16 protein-coding genes are annotated in these 16,539 nt (G+C 72.8%); all 16 read left to right on the top strand.

All coding sequences use genetic code 11. The annotated features are described in order from the left end of the window. The 16 genes from BJ964_RS36265 to BJ964_RS36190 are packed head-to-tail and all read left to right on the top strand — an operon-like array spanning position 1 to position 16,520. A complete protein-coding gene (locus BJ964_RS36265) occupies positions 1-384 on the top strand; it encodes a phage tail assembly protein (protein ID WP_188124863.1) in 384 nt (127 codons plus the stop codon). Further along, entirely contained in the window at positions 381-527 is a 147-nt protein-coding gene (locus BJ964_RS36260; RefSeq protein ID WP_188127587.1) for a DUF6760 family protein, read from the top strand. Before BJ964_RS36265 ends, BJ964_RS36260 begins: the two co-directional genes overlap by 4 nt. Next, positions 524-1,171, top strand: a complete 648-nt coding sequence (locus BJ964_RS36255) for a hypothetical protein (RefSeq protein WP_188124862.1) — start codon at positions 524-526, stop codon at positions 1,169-1,171. The genes BJ964_RS36260 and BJ964_RS36255 overlap by 4 nt, the downstream gene beginning before the upstream one ends. Positions 1,172-1,186: 15 nt before the next feature. Continuing rightward, on the top strand, positions 1,187-1,852 hold the full coding sequence (locus tag BJ964_RS36250) for a CIS tube protein (protein ID WP_188124861.1): 666 nt from the start codon (positions 1,187-1,189) through the stop codon (positions 1,850-1,852). Further along, entirely contained in the window at positions 1,852-3,069 is a 1,218-nt protein-coding gene (locus BJ964_RS36245; protein ID WP_188124860.1) for a phage late control D family protein, read from the top strand. Before BJ964_RS36250 ends, BJ964_RS36245 begins: the two co-directional genes overlap by 1 nt. Positions 3,070-3,078: 9 nt before the next feature. After that, positions 3,079-3,735: a phage baseplate assembly protein V gene (locus tag BJ964_RS36240; protein ID WP_188124859.1), complete on the top strand. Its 657-nt coding sequence runs from the start codon at positions 3,079-3,081 to the stop codon at positions 3,733-3,735. Positions 3,736-3,761: 26 nt separating this feature from the next. After that, positions 3,762-4,043: a PAAR domain-containing protein gene (locus BJ964_RS36235; protein ID WP_188124858.1), complete on the top strand. Its 282-nt coding sequence runs from the start codon at positions 3,762-3,764 to the stop codon at positions 4,041-4,043. A gap of 1 nt (position 4,044) precedes the next feature. After that, the gene (locus BJ964_RS36230; RefSeq protein WP_188124857.1) at positions 4,045-4,449 is read left to right on the top strand and encodes a GPW/gp25 family protein; all 405 of its coding nucleotides are present in this window, start codon (positions 4,045-4,047) and stop codon (positions 4,447-4,449) included. After that, the gene (locus tag BJ964_RS36225; protein ID WP_188124856.1) at positions 4,446-7,544 is read left to right on the top strand and encodes a putative baseplate assembly protein; all 3,099 of its coding nucleotides are present in this window, start codon (positions 4,446-4,448) and stop codon (positions 7,542-7,544) included. The genes BJ964_RS36230 and BJ964_RS36225 overlap by 4 nt, the downstream gene beginning before the upstream one ends. Further along, complete coding sequence (locus tag BJ964_RS36220) at positions 7,538-9,373, top strand: putative baseplate assembly protein (RefSeq protein WP_188124855.1); 1,836 nt, start codon at positions 7,538-7,540, stop codon at positions 9,371-9,373. Before BJ964_RS36225 ends, BJ964_RS36220 begins: the two co-directional genes overlap by 7 nt. Positions 9,374-9,377: 4 nt before the next feature. Continuing rightward, positions 9,378-10,214 carry a hypothetical protein gene (locus BJ964_RS36215; protein ID WP_188124854.1) on the top strand — a complete coding sequence of 279 codons (837 nt, stop codon included), beginning with the start codon at positions 9,378-9,380 and terminating at the stop codon, positions 10,212-10,214. Continuing rightward, on the top strand, positions 10,211-11,248 hold the full coding sequence (locus BJ964_RS36210; protein ID WP_188124853.1) for a hypothetical protein: 1,038 nt from the start codon (positions 10,211-10,213) through the stop codon (positions 11,246-11,248). The genes BJ964_RS36215 and BJ964_RS36210 overlap by 4 nt, the downstream gene beginning before the upstream one ends. After that, positions 11,245-13,221 carry a phage tail protein gene (locus BJ964_RS36205; RefSeq protein WP_188124852.1) on the top strand — a complete coding sequence of 659 codons (1,977 nt, stop codon included), beginning with the start codon at positions 11,245-11,247 and terminating at the stop codon, positions 13,219-13,221. The genes BJ964_RS36210 and BJ964_RS36205 overlap by 4 nt, the downstream gene beginning before the upstream one ends. A 32-nt stretch (positions 13,222-13,253) precedes the next feature. After that, positions 13,254-14,078 carry a hypothetical protein gene (locus BJ964_RS36200; protein ID WP_188124851.1) on the top strand — a complete coding sequence of 275 codons (825 nt, stop codon included), beginning with the start codon at positions 13,254-13,256 and terminating at the stop codon, positions 14,076-14,078. 28 nt (positions 14,079-14,106) lie between these two features. Beyond that, positions 14,107-14,946 (top strand): hypothetical protein, encoded by an 840-nt coding sequence (locus BJ964_RS36195; RefSeq protein ID WP_188124850.1) that lies wholly within the window; start codon positions 14,107-14,109, stop codon positions 14,944-14,946. Then, positions 14,943-16,520, top strand: a complete 1,578-nt coding sequence (locus tag BJ964_RS36190; protein ID WP_188124849.1) for a hypothetical protein — start codon at positions 14,943-14,945, stop codon at positions 16,518-16,520. Before BJ964_RS36195 ends, BJ964_RS36190 begins: the two co-directional genes overlap by 4 nt. The last annotated feature ends 19 nt before the right edge of the window (positions 16,521-16,539 follow it).

Genomic DNA, 16,539 nt, shown 5'->3' with positions numbered 1-16,539 from the left:
ATGATCCGCACCGAATGCGAGTTCGTGCTGCCGGTCGGCTACGTCGACGAGGCCGGCACGCTGCACCGGACCGGGATGATGCGGATGGCCACGGCGGCCGACGAGATCCTGCCGCTGCGCGATCCGCGGGTGCAGCAGAACGAGGCGTACCTGATCGTCATCATCCTGTCCCGGGTGATCACCAACCTGGGCACGGTGCCGCACATCAACCCCAAGCTGATCGAGGGCCTGTACGCGGCCGACCTCGCCTATCTGCAGGAGTTCTACAACCGGTTCAACCGGCACGGGTCGGCGGCCCTCCAGGCGGCGTGCCCGCAGTGCGACCACCAGTTCTCGCTGGCGGTGAGCGAGCCGGGGGAATCCTCGGCTACCCCCTCCGTGTGATCTACGAGGAGGTGGCCTTCATCGCGTACCACTTCCACTGGCCGCCGGAGACCGTCCTCGACCTGGAACACGCCGACCGCCGCCGCTGGGTGGCGGAGATCTCGGCGATCAACGAACGGATGAACGAGGGGAGCGCCACGTGATCGGGCACCCGATGCTGGCCGTGTCCCGTCGCTGGTCGCGGCGGGAGGGACGCACGCCGTTCGCCCGGCGGGCCTTCCTGCTGCCCTGGCGGCCCGCCGGTCACACCGTCGTCCACCGGCACGTCGGCCTCTTCCTCCGGGTCACCAGGATCACCGCGCCCGTCAGCCGCCGGTCGGTGACGACGACGCGGGTCACGGCGAGCCGGGTGCCGCCGCCGGCCGGCCGGGCTCCGGTGGGGCGCGACGTCCTGCGGCTGCTGAGGTCGACGGCGAGCAGCACGACATCGCACCGTGCGGTGCTTCGCCGCGAGATGCTGCGGGCCACGGTGTCGCGGACCGAGCGGACCACCACGACCACGACCACGGCGACGACGGAACGCCGGGCACACACCCACACCCGGCGCCGGACCGAGATACGGACGGCAACGACCGGTCAGGTGATCCACCGGCACCGGGTGGAATCACACCGGCAACCGGCGGCAATGACCTCCACCAGGGCGATCCACGACGTACCGGCGCGCTCTGTTCCCGAAAAGCCCGCCGAGGTCGCCGTGCCGGACCTGGACCGGCTCACCGACCGCATCGTGGACCGGCTGGACCAGCGGCTGATCGCCCACCGCGAGCGGTTCGGCCGGGCGTTCTGAGGGGAGGCGACGACGATGGCCCAGGCCAAGCTCCACGTGACGGTCGAGCACACCGGCGCCGAGATCCTCCTGCCGTTCAACCCGGAGGAATACACCGTCAACCACGACAACACGTTCGCCTCGCAGACCATCCCCGGCCTGTCCGGGCCGCTGTTGCAGTTCGCCAACGGCAACCAGCAGACCCTCGACATGGAGCTGTTCTTCGACACTTGGGACAGCGACAGCGCCGACAAACAGGACGTACGCGAGGTCATGGCCCCGTTCCTGAAACTCCTGGAGATCGACCGTGACCTGCACGCGCCCCCGGTCCTGACGGTGCGCTGGGGCAGCCTGGAATTCCCGTGCGTGCTGGCCAAGGCGACCCAGCGGTTCCAGATGTTCGCCGACAGCGGCGTCCCGGTCCGGGCCCGGGTCACGGCGAGTTTCAGCCGCTACCTGGACCCGGAGAAGGAAGCCCGGGCCGTGGACCGGCAGACCGCCGACTTCAGCAAGGTCCACATGGTCGCCGAGGGCGAGACCCTCGCGTCGATCGCCGCGCGCTACTACACCGACCCCCGGCAGTGGCGGCCGATCGCGCTGGCCAACGACATGACCGACCCGCGCGACCTGCACGCCGGGCGGCGACTGCGGATCCCGTCGCTGCCGTTCCACAGCCCGCAGACCGGGGAGGTGGTGAGCTGATGGCGCGATTCCCGTCGTACGCCCCGGAGTTCCGCATCGAGATCGACGGCCGCGAGATCCCGCCGGCTCTGCGCGGCTGCGTGAGCCGGATCAGCTACACCGATGGCATCCAGGGCGCCGACCGGGTCGAGATCACCGTCGCCAACCAGGATCTGCGCTGGCTGGACCACCCGCTGTTGCAGACCGACAACGGGCTCACCCTGGCCCTCGGCTACGCGCCGGACCCCCTGGAGAAGGTGTTCACCGGCGAGATCACCGGCATCACCGCCTCGTTCCCGGACGGCGGCATGCCCCGGCTGACCATCGTGGCGCACGACTTCCTGCACCGGCTCACCACCGGCACCCGCAACCGCAGCTTCATGCTCGACATCCCGACGATCGGCCAGTTCCCGTTGCCCGACCCGGCGGTGGTGTCGCTGGTCGCGGCCACCGGCCTGCTCATCCCCGAACCCGACCCGGTCGGGGCGGCACTGTCGTTCTTCCTGCTGCTGGCGGCCTACGCGATCGACGCCGACCAGGCCAAACGCGGTGTCCGGGTGCAGAACGAGCAGTCCGACTTCGACTTCCTCGCCACGGTGGCCAAGGACAACGGCTGGGATTTCTCCATCGACCACACCCGGCAGCCGCAGGGGTCGGTGCTGCGTTTCCGGTTCCCGCTGAGCGACCTCGAACCGGCCGTACAACTGGCCTGGGGCCGGTCGCTGATCGACTACACCCCGCGGCTGACCACCGTCGGGCAGGTCGCCGCGGTGCAGTGCCGGATCTGGATCGCCGCGATCAAGACCGAGATCGTCGTGCAGCTCGGCTGGGACTTCGACCGGGCCGCCTTCGACCTGCAGATCTTCCCGGGCCTCGACGAGTTCGTCGACCCCGAGCTCGGGCCGCGCTCGCGTGACGTGCTGACCGTCTCCGGCGGCGGGCCGGCCCTGGCGCCGAAGACGCTGCTGTCGGAGCTGTTGCCGCGCCTCAACAACCGGCTCACCGGCAGCGGAAGCGCCGTCGGGAACCTCTCGATCAAAGCCGGCCGGGTGATCGACCTGCAAGGGCTGGGGGAGCAGTTCAGCGGCCTGTACCGGATCACCTCGGCCACCCACACCATCGACGGCGGCGGCTTCCGCACCAGCTTCGAGACCCGCAAGGAGATCTGGTTCGGCGGCATACCCACACCCCGGGGCCTGGGCGGGCTGGCCCGCGTCAACGGGCAGCGGATCGGTTAAGGAGCACACATGACAGGGCTGTTCGAGCAGGCCGGGCCGGCGACCGCGGCCGCGCCGGGGCTCACCGTCGCCGTGGGGGTGGTCAGCAACAACGTGGACACCCTGATGGAGGGCAAGATCCTGGTCCGGGTGCCGGCGCTGGAGCGCACCCTGTGGGCGCGACTGTGCGCTCCCGGGGCGGGCAGTGGCGCCGGGCTGTTCTACGTGCCGAGGATCGACGACGAGGTGCTGCTCGCCTTCGCGGGCGGGGACGTCACCGACGCGTACGTCCTCGGTGGTCTCTGGAACCGCCAGGACAGCATCCCGGTGAGCGATCCGCTGACCGCGCTCACCACCCGCCTGCTCGCGAGCGGGGTGACCGCCGGCGCCGGCCACGAGATCAAGCTCGACGATCTCGAACAGACGGTCACCATCACCACCTCCACCGGCCAGAAGGTGACCATGGATCCGGCCGGCATCGTGCTGACGAACCTGGCCGGCACGGTCAAGGTCAGCCTCGACAACGCGAGCCAGGCGGTGACCCTCCAGGCCGCCGCCTCGATCTCGATCAAGGCTCCCAAGATCAGCCTCGAAGGGGCGACCGTCGAGATCAACGGCACCGCCACCGCGACCCTGAAATCGTCCGGCGTCTGCAACGTGACCGGCACCCTCGTCAAGATCAACTAACTGCCCGAGAAGCGACGGAGAACGCCATGCCCCCTGCCGCGCGGATCCTCGACCCGACCGGACACCCCGGCGTCATCGCCGGTCCCGGCGTGGCGACCGTCCTGATCGGCGGAACACCGGCCGCCGTCATGGGCGACACGCACACCTGCGCGATGCCGCCACCGGCCGGGCCGCATCCACCGTCGCCGTTCACCAAGGGCAGCGCCACCGTGCTGATCGGCGGCCGCGGCGCCGTCCGGGTCGGCGACCTCTCCGGCTGCGGGGCGCCCGTGGTGGCCGGTCTGTTCACGGTCCTGATCGGAGGCTGAGATGTCCGACCCGCGCGCCTTCCTCGGCACCGGCTGGGGCTTCCCGATCCGGGTCGGCCCGGACGGCGCGCCGCACACGGCCACCCACGACGAGGCGGTGGCGCAGTCGATCCGGCTGATCCTGGCCACCGATCCGGGCGAACGGGTCATGCGCCCCGACTTCGGCGCCGGCCTCGGCACGTTCGTCTTCGAGCCGATCAACACCGCCACCCTGATCCGGATCCGCAACCGCGTCCAGCAGGCCCTCGTCGACGCCGAGGCGCGCATCGACGTCCTCGCCGTCACCGTCACCCCCGACCGGGAACTGCCGCTGATCGCCATCGACGTCCAGTACCGCATCCGGGCCACGAACTCGCTGCACAACCTCGTCTACCCGTTCTACCTGGACGAGGGGACAGCGCCATGACCGGCCCGGTCATCGACCCGCGCGACGCCGCGGCCTTCGTCGCCGCCCTGCACGAGCGCCTGCCCGGATTCGTCCCGCAGTGGCGGCCGGGCGGCACCGGCGCCGACGCGGCACTGCACGAGGCCCTCGCACGGTACCTGGCCGCGATCGCCACCCGGCTCAACCGGGTCCCCGAACGCCACCAGTCAGCCCTGCTCGACCTGCTCGGCGTCGAGCTGACCACCGCACGCCCGGCCCGCGCGCCGGTCGTGTTCACCCTGGCCCCCGGCGCCGCCGACAGCCGGGTGCCGGTCGGCACCCGGCTGGTCGCCGCGTCCGGCGACGCCCAGGTGCTGTTCGAGGTCGAGCGCACCACCGGCCTCACCGGCGCGCGGCTCGCCGAGGTCCGCAGCCTGTGGCCGGGCCGCGACCAGTCCATCGACCACATGCCGGCGATCACGGCCGGGCAACCGTTCCAGCCGTGGCGCCCGGCCGACCTCCAGGACCAGCCGCACCACCTCTACCTCGCCCACTCGTCGCTGCTCGCGCTCACCGGGCAGAGCCACGTCGCCGTCGACCTGGAACTGAGCCAGGGCTCGTCCGAACCGCTCGACACCGTCTGGGAGTACTGGGACGGCGTGGTCTGGCGGCCGTTCGCCAACTCGATCTCCGCCTGCGACCGGGAGGCCGCCGCCCAGCAGGACAGCACCGACCGCCTCCGGCACACCGGCGCGATCCACCTGCTCACCGACGCGGCACAGACCGCACCCCTGGAGATCGACGGCACCGTCAACCTCTGGATCCGCGGCCGCCTGACCGAGCCGCTGCTGCCCGACCCGGCGGCCCTGCTGCCCGAGATCGAACAGATCCGCCTCTCCACGATCGTCACCCGGCCCGTCAGCACCACGACCGGCGTCAGCGACGGCTTCCTGCCGGACTTCGCGATCGTCGACGGCGCCGAGGCCGACGTCACCAAGCCGTTCTACCCCTTCGGCCAACAGCCACAACCCGGCTCCGCGTTCTACCTCAGCTCCGCCGACGCCTTCGAAAAACCAGGAGCCAACCTTCAGATCGCGTACGTCCGAACGGCCACGCCCCAGGACGAGCTCGCCGCCGGCGGCACCACCCTGAGCCACGAGGTCGCCTGGGAATACTGGCGGGGCGACGCCTGGGTCACCATGCCCGGCACCACCCGTGACCCGGCGACCAGCCCCGCCGACCTCGACCCACCGGCCGGCTCACCGATCGGCACCATCCTGCTGACCGTCCCCGACGACATGGAACCGCTGACCGTCGCCGGCCGTCAGGCACGCTGGCTGCGGGCCCGCCTGGTCAGCGGCGGCTTCGGCTTCACCTCCACGGTGAGCTGGACCGACACGGCCGCCAGCCCGATCGCGCACAACACCTTCAGCTACGTGGTCGCCCGCCCGCCCGCGGTGTCGGTCCTGAAGCTCGGCTACACCTGGACATCCGGGCCGGCCGTACCCGAGCGGGTGCTGGCGTACAACGACTTCCGCCACACCGACCGCACCACCGAGGCCGTCTGGCCGGGCCAGGTGTTCCGGCCGTTCACCCCGCCCGCGGACACCACCCCGGCGCTGTACCTCGGCTTCGACCGGCCGCTGCCGGTCGACGACCTGGGCGTCTTCGTCGACGTCGTGGAGGACCCGGCCGACACCCGGGGGCCCGCCCAGATCTGGGAGTTCTTCGACGGCGGAGCCTGGCGGCGCCTACCCGCCGGCGACGAGACGAACCGGCTGCGGCTGCCCGGCCTCGTCCATCTGACCGGCCCGCGGCAGAGCCGGGCGCTGGACCGGTTCGGCACGCCGCTGCACTGGCTGCGGGTGCGCCTGGCCGAGGACGGGCCACCGGGCAGCCCCACCATCCGGGCCATCCATCCGAACGCCGCCCGGGTGATCCAGCAGGAGACCGTCACCGATCAGCCACTCGGCACGGGCACCGGCGTACCAGAACAGACCCTCGCCTTCCCGCGCATCCCCGTGCTGCCCGGCGAGACGGTCGAGGTGCGCGAGTTCGCCGGCCCCCGGGCGGCCACCGAATGGCGGGTAGTGGCCCACGAGCTGTTCCCCGGCGACCAGCGGGCGATCACCGACCTCGAAACGCTGCTCGGCCGGGAGGGCGTGGCCGACGTGGAACGCCCGCCGCTGCGGTTGCGCCGCGACCGTGCGAAGCGGGTGACCGAGGTGTGGGTGACCTGGCAGTACCGTGCCGGCCTGGTGAACTCCGGGCCGGGGGACCGGCACTACCTGCTCGAACGCTCCAGCGGGCGGCTCACGTTCGGCGACGGCGTGCACGGCCGGATCCCCGCGCCCGGCGCCGCCGTGACGGCCCGCCGATACCGGACCGGCGGTGGCGGCGCCGGCAACGTCACCGCGGGAACCATCACCCAGTTGCAGGCGGCCATCGGCGGCGTTCAATCGGTGACCAACCCGGTGCCGGCCGAGGGCGGCGCCGACACCGAGACCCTGACCGCGTTCAACGCACGAGGACCGGCCACGCTGCGCCACCGCGACCGGGGACTGTCGGCGAACGACCTGGCGGCCCTGGCCCGGGAGGCGTCGCCCGCGGTGGCCCGGGCCTGGGTGCGGCCGACCCGCGCGGCCGGCGGCCGCCGCGGCCCGGGACGCCTCACCGTCGTGATCATCCCGGCCGGGGCGGATCCGCGTCCGTGGCCCAGCTTCGGGCTGCGCGAGTCGGTGCGCGAATACCTGACGCGGCGGGCCGGCGCCACCACCGCGGCACTCCGGCGGATCGACGTGACCGGACCCGAATATCAGGGCGTCGACGTGGACGCGACCCTGGTGGCCCGGCGCGGCGGGGCGGCCGGTGAGCTGGAGGACGCGGCGGCCGCGGCGCTCGGCGGACTGCTGCACCCCCTGCACGGCGGCCCGGACGGCGACGGCTGGCCACCGGGACGGCCGGTGTTCCTGTCCGACGTGGCCACGGTGCTGGCCACACTGCCCGGTCTCGACCATGTCGAGGATCTGGCGATCTCGGTGGCCGGGCGGACCGGCGGCGAAGCGGTGGCCGTACCCCCGGGTCATGTCGTCGCCGAAGGAACCCTGCGGCTCGCGGTGACGGAGGAGCCATGGTGATCCGGCTGCCGCTGCCCGACCTCGACGACCTGCGCTGGCAGACGCTGGTCGACGAGGGGCGGGCGCTGATTCCGGCGTACGCCGCGGACTGGACCGACCACAATCCGGCCGACCCCGGCATCACGCTGCTCGAACTCTTCGCCTACCTGGCCGAACTCGACCTGTTCACGCTCAACCGGATCGGGCCCGGCCAGCTGCGCAAACTGCTCGCCCTGGCCGGGGTGGCGCCGGAGCCGCCGCGACCGGCGCGGGTCGTCGCCGAGCTGACGTTGCGTGCCGGCGCGGCGGCCCGGGAGCTGCCGGAGGGCACCGGGCTGGCCGGACACGACCCGTTCGGGGCCACCGTGCCGTTCCGGACCCGGCACCCGGTGACCGTGCAGCCCGGGCGGCTGGCCACGGTGCTCACCGGTGACCTGGTGGACGTCACCGGGCGGCGGCCGATGGCGATCTTCGGGAACGACCCGGGGGAGGGGTCCGCCGTACATCTGGGTCTCGATCTTCCCGGGTCTCTGCCGGCCGGAAGCCGGCTCAGCTTCGGCGTCGTGCCCGCCGACCCGGTCGAGGCGCCGCCCGGCGACCGGCGGCACCACTCCGTCCGCCTGGTCTGGGAGCAACTCACCGCCGGTGGCATCTGGGCCGCCGTCCCGGCCGAGGACACCACGCGGGCCTTCACCGCCGAGGGCCGGGTGACCCTGCGACTGCCGTGGACGCTCACCCCGCGCGGCCTGCCGGACCGGCCCGGCGAACAGCTCGGCTGGCTGCGCGCACGCATCGCCCGCGGACGTCACGATGTCACGCCCGCACTGCTGGGCCTGGCCTACAACGGCGTCGAGGCGGTCCAGTCGGTGCCGCTGGAGGCCACCTACCGGGGCACGGGTGGCCCCGGCCAGCGGATCGCGCTGTCCGGCGGCCGGCTGGTCGCGCAGACCCTGCGCGTCACCGGCGACGGCCACCAGTGGCGGATCGTGCCGGACTTCGCCGCCTCCCGGCGAGCCGACGCCCACGCGTGCGCCGACCCGGCCGGCGCGGTGGTGACCTTCGGCGACGGCGAGCACGGGCGCGTGCCGTCGGAGGGTTCGGCGCTGCTGGTGGCGGTGGAGGTGACCGCCGCCGAACGAGGCAACCTCGGCGCCGGCGCGGTGACCGTGGTGACCGACGACGCCGACGTGACGGCCCGTAACGTCACACCGGCCGTGGGCGGGCGGGCGGCGCAGACCATCGACGAGGCGGCGGCCGCGGCACGGCGGGAGCGGGCGGCGCCGAACCGGGCGGTGACCCTGGACGACCATGTGGCGCTGGCGCTCGCCACACCCGGCGCCCAGCCGGTCCGGGCACAGGCGTTCGCCAACCGGCATCCGGCGTTCGGGTGCCTGACCGCGCCGGGCGTGGTGACCGTGGTCGTGCTGCCGTCGCTGCCACGGGAGCGTCCCGCACCGACCGCCGGGCTGCTCCGGGCGGTCCGCGCCCATCTGGAGACCCGCCGGATCGTCGGCACCCGCATCGAGGTGGCCGCACCCACGTTCACGCAGGTCAGCGTTCGGGCCACCGTCACCGCCCGAGCCGATGTGCCGGGGGACGGGCTGCCCCGGTCGGTGAGTACGGCCCTGGACGCGTTCTTCGATCCGCTGACCGGCGGGCCGGACGGCGCCGGCTGGCCGTTCGGGCGTGACGTCTACCGGGCCGAGATCCTGGCCGTGGTCGACCGGGTGCCCGGCGTCGCGCACGTGCTCGCCCTCGAACTCGTGTCCCAGGGAGCGACCTGCGGCGACGTCTGCGTCGGGCCGACCGGCCTGGTCGCATCGGGACCGCACGAGATCGACGTGAGGTGATCGCATGGCAGATCCGTTGATCCCCGTGGCGCCGCTGCGGATGCGCCACGACCCCGGCGAGGCGCTGCTCGGCGACGACTTCGCCGGGCAGGCCGCCCAGGACGATCAGCTGCGCTGGTGGCACAACCGGGCCGTGCACGACCCGTTCGGGGTGGTGCAGGGCCTCGGCGTACGGTTCGAGAACGGCGTCGCGATCGTCGGGCCGGGACTGGCCTACGACCGCAACGGCCGCGAGCTCATCTCCCGCGCCGAACGCCGGATCACGATCCCGGCCGAGCCGCAGAGGTACCGCCTCGTCCTCGGCTACCGTGCCACCGGTGGTGCGGACGGCCCGGTACGCCTGGCCTGGTCACCGCGAACCCGGCCACTCGGCGCCGACGGCGTACCGCTGGCCCTCGGCGACGGCACGGTGTTCGCGCCGCCGCGGGCCCGGCCGATCGCCGCACCCCGGATCGGCCACGGCGTGGTGCTGCCCGGCAGCAACGGCTGGCGGGTGTGGCGCGAACCGCTGGCCGGCGAGCAACGACTGGTCGGCCTGCAACTGCGCGTCGACACCTCGGCGAGCGGGTTCACCGCCGTGCCCTGCTACTTCGTGCAGTTCACCGGCGCGATGTGGGGTCCGGAGGTGCCGGACTTCCTGACCGTGCCGTTCGAGCACGTCGCCGAACCGACCCGGGACGGGTTCACCTACCGGCTGCTCATCCCCAGGTTCGTGCGGATCACCTCCCCGGCCGGGGAGGACCCCGAGGAACTCTTCGGCAGCTTCTTCCGGGTCATCCAGAGCTCACTGGTGTGGACCGGCGTCCAGCAGCACGGCTCACCCTCGGAGGGGGACCGATGAGCTTCATCGACCTGACCCGCTCGATCGAGCGCCAGCGGTTCTTCGACGGGCAGCGGCTGTTCGCCGAGGACCTGCAACAGATCGAAGGCTTCAACCGGGAGATGCGCTGGCTGCACAACCAGAGCCTGCACCAGCCCGGCATCGGCAACGGCTTCGCGGTGACCGGCCGCAAAGGCGACCGTGAGGTGGTGGCCGGCGCCGGCTACGCCATCGACGACCTGGGCCGCGAGATCGTCCTCACTACGTCGCGGACGCTACCGGTGCCGCCGGTGGCCGGCGACAGCACCGGGCAGGCCCGGCGGTTCGTGCTGACCATCGCCTACCCCGGCGACGCCGACCTCGAAGAGGTGGAGTTGCGCCAGGGCATCTGCGACACCCGCGGAGCCGTCCGGCTCCGCGAGGAACCGATCTTCTGCTGGGCGGCGCTCAACCCGGACGGCAGCCCGGCCGAGGACGCCGCCGAGATCCTGTCCGGCCGCCGGACCGTCCTGGCCGAGATCGCCGTACGCGACTGCAAACTCGACCGCGACCTCGGCATCGTCCAGCGGCGCAACGCCCGGCCGACCGGTATGCCCCGGATCGCCTGCGGCGTGGCGACACCGACAGCCTGGACCGAGTGGAACCCGTGGGAGAAGGACGCCGACATCGCCCTGCCGCTCCGCGACCGCAGACTGTACCGCCTGGTCGGCGGTGTGCAGGCGGACATCCCCACCGGGGCGGGCGGTTTCCTGGCCACGCCGGGCTACCTCGCCCGCATCGACGGGCCCCGGCGGATGACGGCGATCCGCAAGCCGGACGGCGAGGTCGTGGAGGCGGCGGAGGAGCTGCCGCTCGAAGCGGTCGTGCTCGACGGCCAGCTCAGCATCACCGACGCCGGCCCGGCCGGATTCGTCGCCCAGGTGCTGGTGCTGCGCTTCGACACCGGCTCCACCGACCAGAGCCCGCCGAAGGAGATCCTGGTCCCCGACGACGAGCTCGACCTGCTGGCCATGCTCACTGCCTGGCAGGTCGGCTGGCTGGGGTTCGAGGGATGAGCACACACCTCTACACCAACCGGGACGACCGGTGGCCGGACTTCACACTGAACGGTCTGGAGATCGGCGGCGGGCGCCTGCGGCTGGCCCGGCTACCGGTACTCGACGGCCCGCAGCCGGCCGGGCCGGTGAACCCGGACCGCCCCGCCGGACTGGCGATCGCCGCGGACGGCACGGTCTTCTTCACCGAGGACGGACAGGTCGCCGGATTGCCGTGCGCCGCCGGGACGGGTGCGCTGCTGGTGCATCCCGAGCGCAACGCACTGTTCGCCGCCGACACCGGCAACCGCCGGCTGCGGCTCTTCCAGCTCGGCACCGGGCAACTCGTCGACGTGTGGGAGGACGTCGTCGCGTACGGGCTCGCGACAGACCGGCACGGGCGGGTCTACTCGGCCGACCCCGGCGACCACCACGTCCGGCAGTTCACCGCCGGCGGGCGGGAGATCACGTCCTTCGCGGCCCGGCTGCGGGAACCGGTGGCCGTCGCCACCGACGACCCGCTGATCCACGTCCTCGACCGGGGCGCCGGCACGATCGTCACCCTCGACCAGGCGGGCCGCACCCTGGCACAGATCCGGCTGCCGCTGACCGGCCGGGCGCTGGGTCTCGCGGTCACGGCCGACTCGTTCTTCGTCGGCGACAACACCGCCGCGGGTGGCCGGATCCTGCGGCTGAGCCGCGACGGTGAGCTGATCGGCGCCGCGGTCGGCTATGCCGGGCCGGTGACCGCGCTCGCCGTCGACCCCGCCGGTGACCTGTGGGTCCATCCCGGCGCCGGGGTTCCGGCGCGGCTGCCGCCGACCGGGCACGTCCGGGAGGGCGTCGCCTGGGGCGGGCCGTTCGGCGGTTTCACGAAACCGGCCAAGACGTGGCAGCGGGTGACGGCGTCCGCCGCCGCCCTCCCGGTCGACGCGCATCTGCGATTCTTCGTGCACGTCACCAACGACCCGACGGCGCGGCCGCCGGTGTCCGGGACCGGGCCGGATGCCTTCGCCGACCCCGCCTGGTACGCCGGGCCATCCGACGTCACCCAGCATCTCGTCGACCGGCCGCCGGCCCGGTACGCGTGGCTCGGCCTGCGAATGACCGGGTCGGGACACGTATCGGCCGACGTCGAGCAGGTGCGCCTCGACTTCGACCGGCCCGGCCTGCTGCCGCTGCTACCGGCCGTCTACGGCGACGGCGTCGCGCCCACCGACGTGCTGCCCCGGTATCTCGCCCTGGTCGAGAGCCTGTTCGAGGACGTCGAGCGGGAGATCGGCGACCTGTCGCGGCTGGATCCGGCGGGCGCCACGGCGCCGTTCCTGGCCGAGCTGGCGCGCTGGACGGCGACACCGGCGAGACCGGGACGCACCGAGGCGCAGACCCGCGAGGACGTGGCCTCGGCGTACGCCCGGACCGCCACGACCGGCACCGCGGCCGGGCTGCGGGCCACGCTGGAACAGGCGACCGGACTGACCGTACGGATAGAGGAACCGCTCGCCCAGGCCGCCTGGTGGGCCCTGCCCGCCGCCGGCTCGACCGGCGCCTCGGTGCTCGGTGTCACCACCATGCTGGCCGCCGCCGACCCGCAGGGCGCGGTGCTCGGCTCCACCGCAACCGTCGACCGATCCCACCTGATCAGCGGCGAGGACTACGGCGCGCCGCTGTTCGACGCCTACGCCCACCGCTTCACGGTCCGTCTCTACGGCGGCGCCGACTACAGCGAGGAACGCCGGCAGGCACTCGTCGACGTCCTCGAACACGAACGTCCGGCCGACACGGAATACCACATCTGCCGCGTCGAGCCCGGCCTGAGCATCGGCATGCAGGCCCGGATCGGCATCGACACCGTCCTCGGCGGCGATCCGCCCGCCACCCGGCTCACCGACGGCGAGGACCTGCGGCTCGGCGGCCGACGCCCGGGACGCCTCGGCCGGCACAGCCGGATCGGCCGGAACACGGTCCTCGGCTCGTCGGCCATCGAAGACTGACGCGCTACGCACAGTCCGGACAGGAGAGAGAGATGCACGGATCCACGCAGTCACCGGCGGCCACGGGCTGGCGCGGGCTCGACACGCCCCGGCGCAACAACTTCTTCCACGGCAAGATGATGGACGTCTACCACTTCGAACTGGAGACGGCGTACGGCATCGGGTTGCGCCGCCTGCTCAACCGCCTCGTGCACGGCGCGGGTGTGGTCTGCGGCCTCGACGTCGAACGCACCGACGACCACCGGGCGATCACGGTGACCCCCGGTGTGGCACTGGACGGGTGGGGGCGCGAGATCGTCGTACCGGCCCGGTCGGCGCCGGTGACCGTACCGCCGGAGTTGATCGAGCGGGTGTGCGGCGCGGACGGCGACACCAAGGGCAAACGGCCGCCCCGCGACCAGGACCAGGACCGCGGATATCGCGACCGGGGCTGGGTGACGGCCGTGCTCTGCTACCACGAGTGCGAGAGCGACCCGGCTCCGGTGCTCGACGGCGACTGCGGCACCACCCAGCCGTGCACTCCCGGGACGATCAGCGAACGCTACCGGATCGGGTTCGAACCCGGCCGCGCCGATCCGCCCGACGTCAGCTGCCGGTTCCCGGACGTGCTGCGCGACGGCGAGATCGACTACGGGGCGATCGCCCGGTGGGTGACCCGGGAGTGCCCGCGGCCACCGCGCGACCCCTGCATCCCGCTGGCGAACCTGCGGCTCAGCGACGACGGGCGCCCGGCCGGGGACGTCGAGATCGAGGACGTACAGATCGAGGTGCGTGAGGTGGTGCTCGGCAGGCTGCTGTTCGACGTGCTGTCCCGCGTCGTCGAGGAAGAACAGTCCGGAGACAGCTGGCGCCGGTAGGGCGCCAGACAGCGGAAGGAGGAATCCGATGACCATGACCACCGGCACGCGATCCGGTTGCTGCGGCGGGTGTGCCGACACCCCGGTGGGTGCGACCGGGCGCGGTGGCGTCCTGGAACGGCCGCGCTACTTCCCCCGCCAGCTGATCACCCCGGACGACCTGACCGCCGAGGCCGACTACTTCCGTGAGCGGTTGCGGCGGCACAACCGGTTCCTGCACGGCTGGGGCGTCGTCTCCGGAGCGCTCGTGTGCGTCATCCCGGAGGACCCGGCGAAACCGGAGGCCGGCAACCGGAAGTGGACCGTCCGGGTGCAGCCCGGCTATCTGCTCACCCCGCCCGGGGACGAGGTGTGGATCGGCACGGCCCAGGACGTGACGTTGCGCGGCGGGGTCGTGTCGGCCGCCGACGGTACGACCGACCCGTGGTGCGTCGAGGTGTTCGACGACGACCCGGAGGGCCCGCTCCACGTCGCGGTCCGGTACGAGCAGTTCCAGGTACGGCCGGTGCTCGCCCAGCCCGGTGGCTGCGGCTGCGGGAGCCAGCAGTGTGAGTACTCCCGCTACCAGGACGGTTTCGTCCTCGGTGTGCTCTCCGGCTGCGACGACGTCGAAGACCCGGCCGGGCGGGCGGGCAATCCGCCGTACGACCCCGCGGCGCCCGGCCCGTGGGTGGTCCTCGCCGAGGTGACCCTCGCCCCCGACGGCACCGTCGAGAAGATCGACAACTGTGTGTGCCGCCGCATCCTGGAACCCGGCACGTGGCGGCGCTGCGACGGCACCGACCAGGACTGGCCGCCGGAGGAGAAGGCCGAGGAGAAGCCGAAGGCCGCCGCCCCGCCCCGGCGCCGCCGTGCACCCACGACATGAGCGGGCACCGGGCGTACGAGGACCGCACCCGGGCGGACGTCCGGGTGCCCACCCCCGCGCCCACCGGTGAGGAACCCGACCGGCTCCGTCCCGAGGCGCCTGCCGGGGGCGGCCTGCTGGCCCAGGACCTCGCCCAGGACGCCCCGGTGGCCGAACGGCCGGTGAACCTGTTCCCGGAGCCGAAACCGGAGACCGACGAGGAACGGCTCAGCCGGGAGCTCACCGAATCGGCCCGCGGCGACGGCGACCGGCCGCCGCCCAAGGCCGACAACATCGCCGACGCCGCCTCGGCCACGTTCCGCCGATGTGAGGAGGACCTGCGACGGGCCGCCGAGCAGGGGCGGCCGATCCACCCGGACACCGCGGGCCGGATGCCGGTCGCCGACCCGCTCGGCGAGGTGACCGACCGGGCGAAGGCCTGCCTGGACACCCCGGAGGGCGAACGGCTCAAGAAACAGGTCGTCGAACTGGCCCGGACCGATGACGGTGCGCGGGTCGTCATCGACACGGTGCGCCGCCTGAAAGCCAGGGCCGAAGCCATCGGCTCCGCGGCCTGGGACGCCACGAAGGAGGCGGCGAAGACGGTGGCGGCGGCGATCGTCCACGTAGCGGCGGCGGTCGGCGGCGGGATCGTGACCGGCGTCAAAGCGGTCGGGAGCGGGATCGTCACCGGGGCGAAGGCGGTCGGTGGGGCACTGGCCCGGTTCGGTCGCTGGGTGTGGGGTGGGATCAAGAGCGCCGCGTCGGCGACCTGGGAGGCCACCAGGACCGCCGGTAAGGCGATCGGCCGGGCCGCCACCGCCGTGTGGAACGGCGTCACGTGGGTCGCCACCCAGCTCTGGGACAAATCGGTCGGCGTCTTCGCCCGGATCGCACACTGGGTAGCCAACCTGCCGGCCCGCATCGGCCGGCTGCTGCTCGGCCTCTGGGAGGGCGTCCGGAGCGTACGCCCATGGGCCCTGGACTGGTGGCAGTCACTGGGCTCGGCGGGCACCTGGCTCGGGCTGCTGCGATGGCTCGGCAGCCGCTTGATCGACCTGATCGAGATCCTCGGCGTGGGAGAGGCGTACGAGACGATCCAGGATTTTCTGAAGTTCAACACCCGGACGCTCAACAGCACCGAACGCGCCGCCGCGACCCTGATCTTCGGCACGTCACTCAACCTCGACCTGGTGCGCCTGGACGAACACGCCGTCATCGGCCCCGCGTTCAGCCACCGCGAATACACCAGCTTCCACACCATCAACGGCTGGGGCCCGATCACCCCGGACACCCTGATCCACGAGCTGACCCACGTCTGGCAGTACGAACGGGCCGGCGCGATCTACATGCCGCAGGCCCTGCACGCCCAGATCTGGGGCGCCGGCTACACCTACGGCGGCATCGCGGGCCTGACCGCCGCGAAGACCGCCGGAACGGGGTTCGGCGACTTCAACCGCGAACAGCAGGCCCAGATCGTGCAGGACTTCTCGACAATGCATCAGAGCAACCCGGACGCCGCGGTCTACGCCCACTTCGTCGCCGCGGTCTCCACCCTCACCGCCGCCCAGCTGATCGCCCTGCTCCCGCCGTGACCGGGCCCCGGGTGAGCTG

Origin of the sequence: Actinoplanes lobatus (assembly GCF_014205215.1) — a bacterium.
GTDB classification, from domain to species: domain Bacteria; phylum Actinomycetota; class Actinomycetes; order Mycobacteriales; family Micromonosporaceae; genus Actinoplanes; species Actinoplanes lobatus.
The sequence above is the reverse complement of the archived record's forward strand: the minus strand, read 5'-3'. Positions and strand labels throughout refer to the sequence as shown.

Coding starts and splice junctions, on each gene's coding strand:
- BJ964_RS36210 (WP_188124853.1), top strand. CDS start 10,211: ATGAGCTTCATCGACCTGACCCGCTCGATCGAGCGCCAGCGGTTCTTC.
- BJ964_RS36250 (WP_188124861.1), top strand. CDS start 1,187: ATGGCCCAGGCCAAGCTCCACGTGACGGTCGAGCACACCGGCGCCGAG.
- BJ964_RS36225 (WP_188124856.1), top strand. CDS start 4,446: ATGACCGGCCCGGTCATCGACCCGCGCGACGCCGCGGCCTTCGTCGCC.
- BJ964_RS36240 (WP_188124859.1), top strand. CDS start 3,079: ATGACAGGGCTGTTCGAGCAGGCCGGGCCGGCGACCGCGGCCGCGCCG.
- BJ964_RS36235 (WP_188124858.1), top strand. CDS start 3,762: ATGCCCCCTGCCGCGCGGATCCTCGACCCGACCGGACACCCCGGCGTC.
- BJ964_RS36245 (WP_188124860.1), top strand. CDS start 1,852: ATGGCGCGATTCCCGTCGTACGCCCCGGAGTTCCGCATCGAGATCGAC.
- BJ964_RS36205 (WP_188124852.1), top strand. CDS start 11,245: ATGAGCACACACCTCTACACCAACCGGGACGACCGGTGGCCGGACTTC.
- BJ964_RS36230 (WP_188124857.1), top strand. CDS start 4,045: ATGTCCGACCCGCGCGCCTTCCTCGGCACCGGCTGGGGCTTCCCGATC.
- BJ964_RS36195 (WP_188124850.1), top strand. CDS start 14,107: ATGACCATGACCACCGGCACGCGATCCGGTTGCTGCGGCGGGTGTGCC.
- BJ964_RS36220 (WP_188124855.1), top strand. CDS start 7,538: ATGGTGATCCGGCTGCCGCTGCCCGACCTCGACGACCTGCGCTGGCAG.
- BJ964_RS36200 (WP_188124851.1), top strand. CDS start 13,254: ATGCACGGATCCACGCAGTCACCGGCGGCCACGGGCTGGCGCGGGCTC.
- BJ964_RS36265 (WP_188124863.1), top strand. CDS start 1: ATGATCCGCACCGAATGCGAGTTCGTGCTGCCGGTCGGCTACGTCGAC.
- BJ964_RS36190 (WP_188124849.1), top strand. CDS start 14,943: ATGAGCGGGCACCGGGCGTACGAGGACCGCACCCGGGCGGACGTCCGG.
- BJ964_RS36215 (WP_188124854.1), top strand. CDS start 9,378: ATGGCAGATCCGTTGATCCCCGTGGCGCCGCTGCGGATGCGCCACGAC.